9 protein-coding genes are annotated in these 10,026 nt (G+C 43.8%); 1 reads left to right on the forward strand and 8 read right to left on the reverse strand.

What is annotated here, in order from left to right; translation table 11 throughout:
• Positions 1-29 precede the first annotated feature (29 nt).
• Positions 30-1,598, reverse strand: a complete 1,569-nt coding sequence (locus INP83_RS10555) for a L,D-transpeptidase family protein (RefSeq protein WP_219127416.1) — start codon at positions 1,596-1,598, stop codon at positions 30-32.
• 104 nt (positions 1,599-1,702) lie between these two features.
• Between INP83_RS10555 and INP83_RS10560 the strand changes: the two genes are divergently transcribed.
• Positions 1,703-2,230 carry a DinB family protein gene (locus tag INP83_RS10560; RefSeq protein WP_219127418.1) on the forward strand — a complete coding sequence of 176 codons (528 nt, stop codon included), beginning with the start codon at positions 1,703-1,705 and terminating at the stop codon, positions 2,228-2,230.
• Here INP83_RS10560 and INP83_RS10565 read toward each other — a convergent pair.
• From INP83_RS10565 to INP83_RS10595, 7 genes are all read right to left on the reverse strand, one after another.
• Positions 2,223-2,843: an HAD family hydrolase gene (locus INP83_RS10565; protein ID WP_219127420.1), complete on the reverse strand. Its 621-nt coding sequence runs from the start codon at positions 2,841-2,843 to the stop codon at positions 2,223-2,225. The two genes, INP83_RS10560 and INP83_RS10565, sit on opposite strands and share 8 nt — an antisense overlap.
• Before the next feature lie 16 nt (positions 2,844-2,859).
• Entirely contained in the window at positions 2,860-4,092 is a 1,233-nt protein-coding gene (locus tag INP83_RS10570; protein WP_219127422.1) for an MFS transporter, read from the reverse strand.
• Positions 4,093-4,168: 76 nt separating this feature from the next.
• The gene (gene aroC, locus INP83_RS10575; RefSeq protein ID WP_219127424.1) at positions 4,169-5,260 is read right to left on the reverse strand and encodes a chorismate synthase; all 1,092 of its coding nucleotides are present in this window, start codon (positions 5,258-5,260) and stop codon (positions 4,169-4,171) included.
• A 244-nt stretch (positions 5,261-5,504) separates the two neighbouring features.
• Positions 5,505-6,806, reverse strand: a complete 1,302-nt coding sequence (gene aroA, locus INP83_RS10580; RefSeq protein WP_219127426.1) for a 3-phosphoshikimate 1-carboxyvinyltransferase — start codon at positions 6,804-6,806, stop codon at positions 5,505-5,507.
• A 106-nt stretch (positions 6,807-6,912) separates the two neighbouring features.
• On the reverse strand, positions 6,913-8,040 hold the full coding sequence (locus tag INP83_RS10585) for a chorismate mutase (RefSeq protein ID WP_219127428.1): 1,128 nt from the start codon (positions 8,038-8,040) through the stop codon (positions 6,913-6,915).
• A 139-nt stretch (positions 8,041-8,179) separates the two neighbouring features.
• Positions 8,180-9,079, reverse strand: a complete 900-nt coding sequence (locus INP83_RS10590; protein ID WP_219127430.1) for a prephenate dehydratase — start codon at positions 9,077-9,079, stop codon at positions 8,180-8,182.
• A gap of 277 nt (positions 9,080-9,356) precedes the next feature.
• Complete coding sequence (locus INP83_RS10595) at positions 9,357-9,851, reverse strand: hypothetical protein (RefSeq protein WP_219127432.1); 495 nt, start codon at positions 9,849-9,851, stop codon at positions 9,357-9,359.
• Between the last annotated feature and the right edge of the window lie 175 nt (positions 9,852-10,026).

Consider the following 10,026-nt stretch of genomic DNA (forward strand, 5'->3'; position numbering starts at 1 on the left):
GGCCTCCCGAAAATCGGGAGGCCCTTTTTTTATAATGAGGCAAGCGTTGCCAATGTATCAGTATCCGCAAGGAACTTTTTGAGGTGACCGTAAAGCACGGCATCTAAGCCATATACATCCGGGCGATATTGTAGTGTGCCATTTGCATCAACCCAACAGGTTACATATGTGATATACACCGGTACTTTTTTAGATAGATCTAAAGTGGTAGGGGACGGCTTAGGCTCATCCATATCTTTGGCAATGGTATCGTAAGCCGGGGTATCGCCAAATAGGTTTTTAGCCAGTGCCAATGGATCGCCAACACGTACGCAACCGTGACTTAAGGCGCGCATGCTTTGATTAAATGCGCTCCGGGCAGGTGTATCATGCAGGTAAACACTGCTATTATTTTTGAACAGGAATTTGATCTTTCCCAACGAGTTCTGATCGCCTGGGCGTTGTTTAAACTCATACTGACCAGGTTTTGCGCTCCCCCAATCAATGGTTTCCGGGTCTTCCACTATCTTACCATTCTTGTAAACATCAATCCCTTTGTTTTCCAGGTAGTAGGGGTCTTTACCGGCCTCAACCATTATCTCTTTGCTGGCAATGCTTTCCGGTATATTCCAAACCGGGTTCACTTGCGCCGCGTAGATCTGGCTGTTCAATTGTGGCGTCTCTCTTGTAAAAGGGCGGTCAATTTTATAGCTCTCGTTATATTCAGCTAATGAGATGGTATTGTCTGTATTACGACCTTCGCCAACAATAACTTTCATGTTTAAAGCTGATTGACCATTCTCCATTACATCCAGGCGGTAATCAGGAATATTTACGATCACATATTTTTCTTCGTATGGTTTATTTCTCCAACGCAAACGTTCCATGTTCACTACCAGGTAGCGTTGAGTTTCTTCTTTACTCATGCCCTCAGCAGCACCACCTGCCATCAACGCCTTTTGCAACGCCAGGTATTGTGGGTTTTTAGGTTGAATGCTATCTAAAAATGCCTTTAAGTTGCTTGCTTTCAATGTAGCAAGCATTGATGTACTATCCGGGCGTTTGGTAGCCATGTAATAACGCTGGTAGATCTTGCGTGGGCTAACCATACCAAATTGCAAAGCATTTGAGTAGTTAAGCAATGAGTTAGCAGTCAAGATTTCTAACTGGGCAATGTCGCGGTAAGCCTCATCAAGGTTCTTGATAGCTTTTTTGTCTTTAAATTTCGCTACGAGTTTTTTGATCTGCTCGGCCTTGAACATACCCGGATCCAGACCATGCTGGCCGGCCTTTTCAAAATAGTTAGCAGTAAGGTCAACATCGCCATTAAAAATATGGTCCATCACAAAAACAGGATCATAGTTGTTGTCTTCATAAAATGCAGTGATGATCTGCGGCTTACTAAGCTGCACTTTTTGTTTTTGCAGCATATCTTTAAATACTACTTCAAGCCCTTCGGGTGTAGCATCTTTAAAAACTTTATTTTGGGTCTTTTTAAAAAGTTCGGCACCAAGATCTGAGCGGCTTTTTTTAGTACAGCTTTGTATAATGAGGCCTGCCGCAATAAGCAGGGTTACGGATAAAAAATGGAATGACTTTTTGAGTGTATAGTTACGCATCTTTGAAAAATGTTTAAGTAGATGAAACGCTGATTGCAATACTTATTCCAAAAATAATTGCCCTTGGCCGACACGATCATAAACCGCCGGTTTTATATTTGAATATGCATGATAGAAATCTTCCAGAGGTTTGGCTGCGCGGCCCGCTCGATAACATACCTGCATTGTTACAGCCGGTTGCACATGCTTTGCTTCAAGCCAAAGAGGAAATAGGCATCTTAATGAAAGATTTTCCTGATAAGTTGCTTTGGCAGAAGGTAGCCGGGATGGCATCGCCCGGGTTTCATCTACAGCATTTAACGGGTGTTATCAACAGGTTATTTACTTATGCACAGGCTGAGCAGTTAAGCGAAATGCAATTAGAATACCTTTCAAACGAAGAAAACCCGACCAATAAAGTATACACATCAGCAGAGTTGGCAGATGCATTTTACCGCCAGGTTGATGAAGCGATAAGGGTATTATCGGCAACAGATACTAACACACTTACCAATTTCAGAGGGGTGGGCCGTAAGCAACTGCCATCAACAGTTATCGGCTTATATACGCACGCTGCGGAACACACCATGAGGCATTTGGGGCAACTGATCGTAACCGTAAATGTGCTTAAAGCAAATAAAGCTATTAATTGACGATGCCTGCAACGTCGCGGTAATCCTTAGCGCGATAAGTGGCGTGGCTGTCTGTATAACGGTCTTCCGGGTCGAATAAAAAGGTATCGATACCTACCTCTTTAGCAAATTTGATCTCAGATTGCGGATCATCACCGATGATCAGGATTTCTTCAGCATCATAACCGTTATCCATCATTATCTGCCTGAAGATATCACCTTTGTTCAGGTTAGATTGCTCCGGGTCTACCACGTAAACCTTTTTAAAATCTCCGTTGATGCCCAATTGGTTAACCTTGCTCAATTGTAATTTGGTAAAACCTGTTGTTACCAAAAACTTTTCTGCTTTGATTTTGCGCAAAGTTTCATACTCCGGATAAGGTTGCATGGGTTCATCGTAGGTAGCATCGCGAAGCAGATCAAGTCCCTGTTGTTTTACATCTTCACCAAAACCAAAATCTTCAGCAACATACTGGTATGGGCGGCGGGTAAGTTCTTCCTTGGCTTTAAGGGCAGCTTGTTCATCATCCAGGCGCTCATCTATCAGCTTAAAAAGCGGCTCAAATAACTTTGCAGATATGGATTTAACGGGGTAGATAGTGTTATCAAGGTCTAATATCAATGCTCTTTTCATACTTTTGATTGAAGGATCAGATACTCATGTTTGGTTGCCTGTCGTTCGGTTTATGGTAAGCTATCCTGTACAGCAGCCATAAACAGCATGCAACAACCAGGCAAATGCCGCCAAGAGCGTACCACAATAGGGTAAAGCTTCCCCATAAAATAATTTGCCCGCCTAATATTGGTGCCAACACCTGCGCTGCCGACCACGACATAGTATACAACGCTGCATATTGCCCGCGGTTTCTTTCGCCGGAGCGTAAGATCCAAAATGTGTTCATAAAAGGCATGCTAACCATTTCCCCGAATGTGATGATACCGACTACCAAAGCCCCCGAAGCAGCATGCGGCGGCAATATGTTCAGCAATGTGAAGCCTCCGCCTGTAACCAGGATGCCGTAAACAATATATTGTAGCATATGGCGGCGGCCTTCCAGGTAATTGATCATCACCAACTCAACCAGTGCGATGATGATGCCGTTTGATGCCAGCAACAAACCGATAATCCGGGTATTGAAATGCCATTGGATCTTTAGAAATACGGGCTCCATCACAAAAAACTGGAAGAAGCAAAGATTAAAAAATGTTATAAGCACAACAAAGATGACGAAAACCCTATCCTTATAGGCTGATGTTGGTTTAGCTTCATCAGGATGCGGTTTAGCCGGCTTAGCGACGGAGGAGCGCGGGATAAGCGCCATTAATGCCAATGCAGCAAAGATATTGGTGCAACCATCAACCCAAAATAACAGGTTAAAATTGAACGATGCCAGCAAGCCGCCAAGCGCTGCACCAACTGCCCAGCCCAGGTTAGTAGCTAACCTATGCAGTGAGTATGAGCGTGTTTTGTTTTCGGGCGCACTAAAGTGTGCTACGGCCATGGAATTGGCAGGGCGGAATGCCTCATTGCAAAAGCTTAAGATGAAAGTGGCTATCCCCAGCGATAAAAAGGTTGTTTGGTAGCCCACAACAATAAACATTACACCACCGCTTAGCAAAGTAACTGCCTGCATATCATAGAAGCCTATTCTATCGCTAAGCCAGCCGCCAACGTATGCACCAACTATGGCGCCTGCGCCAAATAAAGCCATGATATAGCCAGCCTGCGCCACACTAAAATGCAGCTGGTTAATGCAGTAGATGGTCATGAAAGGCACAACCATGGTACCGCTACGGTTGATGAGCATTACCAGGCTGAGGTACCAGTTGTAACGTGCGAGCCCGCTGTACGCTTTTTTGTAAAGTTGGATGATGGAAGGCATTGTATTATGCAGGGTTAAGGCTTAAAGCTGAAAGACCAAAGCCGAAAGCTTTTTGCTTTAAGCTTCCAGCCTTTCGCTACAATTTAGCGCTTCTGTTGCGCAGCAAATGATCTGCAATTACCAGGGCAGCCATAGCCTCAACAATAGGTACGGCACGCGGAACTACGCATGGATCATGGCGGCCTTTGCCTGTTATTTCTGCGGCGTTACCTTCGCCATCAATAGTTTGCTGATTATGCATAATGGTGGCAACCGGTTTAAAGGCAACCTTAAACTCGATAGGCATACCGTTGCTGATACCGCCCTGTATCCCGCCCGAGAAGTTGGAGCGTGTGGTTACTTTACCGTTTGCATCTTTCTGAAAAATATCATTATGTTCAGACCCGCGCATTTCGCTACCGCTAAAACCTGAACCGAATTCAAAACCGTGTACGGCGTTAATGCTCAGCATAGCTTTACCCAGGTCGGCATGCAGCTTATCAAATACCGGCTCGCCCAAGCCAACCGGAACGTTTTTGATGTAACAGCTCACTTTACCGCCAACGGTATCACCATCTTTACGAACGCCGTCAATAAAAGCGATCATCTCTTCGGCAGTGGCAGGGTCTGCACAGCGTACAATGTTTTGTTCGCGCTGCGCGATAAATTCATCAGCACTATCAATAAAAACGTTTGGCGCATCAATTTTGCCAACGCTGCTTACATGAGCAACAATATCGATGCCCTGCGTTTTAAGCAACAGCTTAGCCAATGCACCGGCTGCAACGCGTGCTGCGGTTTCGCGAGCTGATGAACGGCCGCCGCCACGATGGTCGCGGATGCCGTATTTGGTAGCATAGGTGTAATCGGCATGTGACGGGCGGAATACATCTACGTTGTGGCTGTAATCCTTTGAGCGCTGGTCTTCATTCGGGATGAGCATGGCAATGGGCGTACCTGTGGTTTTACCCTCAAAAGTACCCGAAAGTATTTTAACAGTATCGCTTTCCTTACGTTGGGTAGTGATCTTAGACTGGCCGGGCTTGCGTTTATCGAGTTCGCCCTGTATGTAATCCAGATCCACATTAACACCCGCCGGGCAGCCGTCGATAATTACGCCGATAGCCTCGCCATGTGATTCGCCAAATGTTGTTATCCTGAATAATTGCCCCAATGAGTTACCTGCCATATAGCCCCCTAATCCCCTAAAGGGGGATTTATGTTAGTTAAATTTAATAATTGTTATTCTACAAACCATGTCATTGCGAGGAGCGTAGCAACGTGGCAAACTCCTGGTGTTTATATCAACGAGGAGATTGCCACGCTACCGCTCGTAATGACATAGATTTATTATTGATCCAGTTACGTTCACAAGCGTTCAAAAGTGTTCACGGTGTTCACAAGCGTTCATGCCGTGAACGTGAACACCTCGTTTAAGCCACTTTTTCTGATCTGAAACCTACTTTTTCAAGGTCAGACCAGAACGCCGGGTATGATTTGCAGACCACTTCGGCGTCTTCTACCTCCAGTTCAGGTATCAGGATAGCCAATGGTGCAAAGGCCATTGCCATGCGGTGATCATCATACGTGCTGATGAACATACGCTGCGGCAGGTTGCGTTCGCTGCAATCCAGTTTGTAAACCTGTCCTTTCTCTATCAGCTTAACACCGATCTTCGCCAGCTCGGTTTGCAGTGCCAGTACGCGGTCGGTTTCTTTGATCTTCAATGTTTCCAGCCCGGTAAAGGTTGCCTCATGCCCTAAAGCAGCACATACCACGATAACCGTTTGCGCCAGATCCGGGCATTCCTTCATATCAAATATCTTGCGGACAATAGGTTTAGCCTCTTTTGTCAAATAAACGCCGCCATCCTTAAAAACCGATGTGATCCCGAAATTAGCCATTATCTCCGTGATAACGCTATCGCCTTGCAGGCTGTATGATGTTAATCCCGGCAGGAAAAGTTCAGCTTCGTCGCTTAAGGCTGCAATGGCGTACCAGTATGAAGCAGCGCTCCAGTCCGGTTCAACCAGTAAGGTTGTTTCTGCAAAATCCTGGTGTTCGATAGCGATAATGTTATCGGCCCATGTATGCCGGATGCCTGCCTGGTTTAACATGGCTAAGGTCATTTCCACATACGGTTTTGAAGTAAGCTCACCCTGAATGTGCAATTCTAAACCTTGCGACAGTTTTGCTGCTATCAGTAAAAGCGCAGTGATATACTGGCTGCTGATATTACCTTTTATCCCGATTACATTTGTTTGCTGCTCAAACCCAGGATGGATGTTGATTGGCGGATAACCATCGTTTTTTTCGTAATCAATCGTGGCCCCCAACTTGCGCATGGCATCCACCAGTATACCGATCGGCCGCTGCTGCATCCGTTCAGAACCAGTTAAAACGATGTTTTTGTTAAGCAAGGGAAGAAACGCTGTTAAAAAACGCATGGCAGTACCGGCTGGGCCGATATCAATAGTGGAGATTTGAGATTGGTGATCAGAGATTAGTGAATTTGTTTGACTAATCTCCAATCTCTGTTCTCTAATCTCTGATTTCAGTATATCCCTTAAAAGAACCGCATCCGCAGCGTCAGACATGTTCTCAACCTTAACTTTACCATCGCTCAGTGCTTCAATAATTAACGCGCGATTACATTCGCTTTTTGAGCCGGTAAGTTGTATGGTGCCGTTTGCAGTTTTGCCTTGTTTAGTAAGTACGATGTTATGTTTTGCCATAGTAGCTTAACCTAAATCCTCTCCAAAATAGAGGACTTTAAGTATCTTTTATTATTTGTAACCTCAATTAACCCTTTCCTTTGGAGAAGGGCAGGGATGAGGCGAATTACGCATGCGTTAAACTTTCTTTTGGTTGCTCAATACCTTCGTTCAGGATCAGACCCTGGCGACGGATAGACTCTGTGTGTACCAGCTCTAATAATTTCTCGGTAAACTCAGGGCTTAATTTCAAGGCCTTACCATAATCAGTGGTTTTCTTCAGGATCTCTTCCCAACGGTTAACCTGTAAAATGGTGATGTTGTTATCTTTTTTGTATTTACCAATTTGCTCGGCAATGGTCATGCGCTCAGCAACTTTCTGGATGATCAGGTCGTCAATTTTGTCGATTTGCGCACGCAACTCGGCCAGTTTATCTTTAACCTCTGTGTTTTTAACTTCAGCTTTACGCAGTGCCAGGTTATCAATAATGTCTGATAATGCAGCAGGGGTAACCTGTTGTTTAGCATCTGTCCAGGCAACGGTAGGGTCGATGTGCGATTCGATCATCAAACCTTGCATATCCAGGTCGATAGCTTTCTGAGAGATATAACCTATCAGGTCGCGGTTACCGGTGATGTGGCTTGGATCGTTGATAATTGGCAACTCAGGCACCAAAGTTTTTAAGCTGATGGCAACATCCCACATTGGTTCGTTACGGAAAGCAGATTTTTCGTATGATGAGAAACCACGGTGGATAGCAGCCAGCTTGGTAATACCTGCGTTGTTGATACGCTCTAAAGCACCAACCCATAAAGAAAGATCGGGATTAACCGGGTTTTTAACCATTACAGGTACATCAACACCTTTAAGGGCATCAGCAATTTCCTGAACAGTGAAAGGGTTTGCAGTTGAACGAGCACCTACCCAAAGGATATCCACACCTGCAGCCAAAGCTTCTTCAACGTGTTTTGCGGTAGCAACTTCAACAGCAGTAGGCAAGCCAGTTTCTGCTTTGGCGCGTTTTAACCACTCTAAACCAATACTGCCAATACCTTCAAACTCGCCCGGGCGGGTACGTGGTTTCCAGATACCTGCGCGTAGTGCGCTTACTTTACCGGTTTTTGCTAATAAGTGGGCAGTTGCCACCAACTGATCTTCAGTTTCGGCGCTGCAAGGGCCTGCAATCAATAAAGGCTGTTTACCTTCTTTATTTATCCAGGTATTTAAGGGCTGTATGTTTAAATTCAGTTTCATATCGTGTTTTTGATTTTTAGTCCGGAAGTTCGATAAGTCCGTAAGTCCGGTTGTTTTAATGTTTATATGTGTTATTAGTTTGTTAGTTCAAATTGTTGTCTTTGGGACTTTCCGACTTTCCGGAATCCCGACTAAAGACTTATTCCCTCTTCTTTACGGTTATGTATCGCTTAGCGTTCTTCTCTTTTGGCTTTGGTATACTATCTTGTTCGTACCGCTGATACTCTCCTAAAATGTTGAAGTTATGTGTGTACTTAAGGATCTGGCGAATGGCGTTATCAAATTGCTTGCTGTCTTCCCATTCAATGTCTACATAAAAGTTGTACTCATTACGCTTGCCTAAAACCGGCATGCTTTGAATCTTGCTCATGTTCACATTTTCCTGACTGAAGATATTGAGCACTTTAGCAAGCGCGCCCACCTCATTGTTTACCTGGAAACATAGAGAAGCCTTATTCGCAGGGCCTTTACGCTTGTTGTTCTCATGTGTGGTCAGTATCAGGAAACGGGTGAAATTAAGTTTGTTAGATTCTATCCTGCGTTCCAATACATCCAAGCCATAAAGTTGTGCTGCAAGTGTATTAGCAATAGCAACGGTATCTGTTAGCTGCTCATCACGGATACGTTTTGCGCAAGCAGCGGTATCATTACTTTCAACAATCTTCAGATGTGGGTATTCGTCAAAAAAATCAATACACTGGCGTATGGCAATAGGGTGGGATGTTACATATTTTACATCGTCAAACTTTACGCCTGGCAAAGCCATCAGATGTAGTTGAATGGGTACGTAAACTTCACCTACTACCGGATAGCTGTAGCTCATCATGAGCGAGTAGTTGGGCAATATGCTGCCGGCAATACTATTTTCTATCGCCATTACCACATAATCAGCCTCCTTATTTTTAAGCGCCTCAAATGTTTGCTTAAAAGAGTTGCATTCTATAGCCTCGATGTTTTCGCCAAAATATCTAAAGGCGGCTTCTTCGTGAAAGGAAGCGCGAATACCTTGTATGGCAACTCTTGGTTTATCAGTTTTCATAATGCCCAGTAAGCAAAAAGTCCCGGCTTGTTGGGCCGGGACTTTTCAGTTTTTTCTTTTATGTTTTTTGTACATATCAGTCCCGGCTCTTACTGCTAAAGTAAAAGTAGAAACCCCAGAAATATGCACGTTGTGTGTTCATTGTATTTGTTATGGCGTAAATGTACAAGTAAAAATTGTTTTGTCAATAGATAATTTTATTTTTGGAATAAAAATCATCCGAACAAAATTTTATTGGGTAAAACAGCTGCTTTACTTATTCTGATGCTCTTAAATACTATTGCAACACTACATCCACCTCTGCCGTAAGCTTGCTCTTGGCATTTTGCTTGTCAAAAAAGCGGGCTATTACATGGTATGTTTCGCCAACTTTAAATGGCGGCGACATAGATACTGTGGCAGTTAGCGTTACTGCACCGTTAGGATCGAGGCCGTTTTTAGCAGCTTCAGACATCACATCAGGCAATGTACCCATTACTTTACCGCTTTTATCTTTAACGGTTATCTCGCAGCCGGGGTAAGCCTTGCCATCTTTTAAAGTATAGTTGCCAACACCTGTAACAACAATAGAGAAATTGGAATTTAACGGCACTTTATTATTTTCCATGCGTTTGCCGGTAGCATCAACCAAATATGCATCGTCAGCTTTAAATCCATTATAAGATAAAGATAATCCGGTTTTAAGGTCCTTCTTAGTGCCAACACTGAACTGGCAGGCAGATAAGAGCAAGATAAAAATACCAAAGCTCGCTAACGATGTGATTTTTTTCATGGTAACATTCAGATTAAAAGGCGTTTAAATTTTTACTAACTGTAACTACTCTTTAATCTGATAAATGTTTGCCCTTTATATAAGAGTTTTATGAATTTTGATTCCCTTTAAGTGAAGCTACAACAGGATTTTTAGTAGAGGATATTTTATTTTTATAAAAACCCGAATTTATAAC

The organism is Mucilaginibacter sp. 21P (genome assembly GCF_019331605.1).
GTDB lineage: Bacteria > Bacteroidota > Bacteroidia > Sphingobacteriales > Sphingobacteriaceae > Mucilaginibacter > Mucilaginibacter achroorhodeus.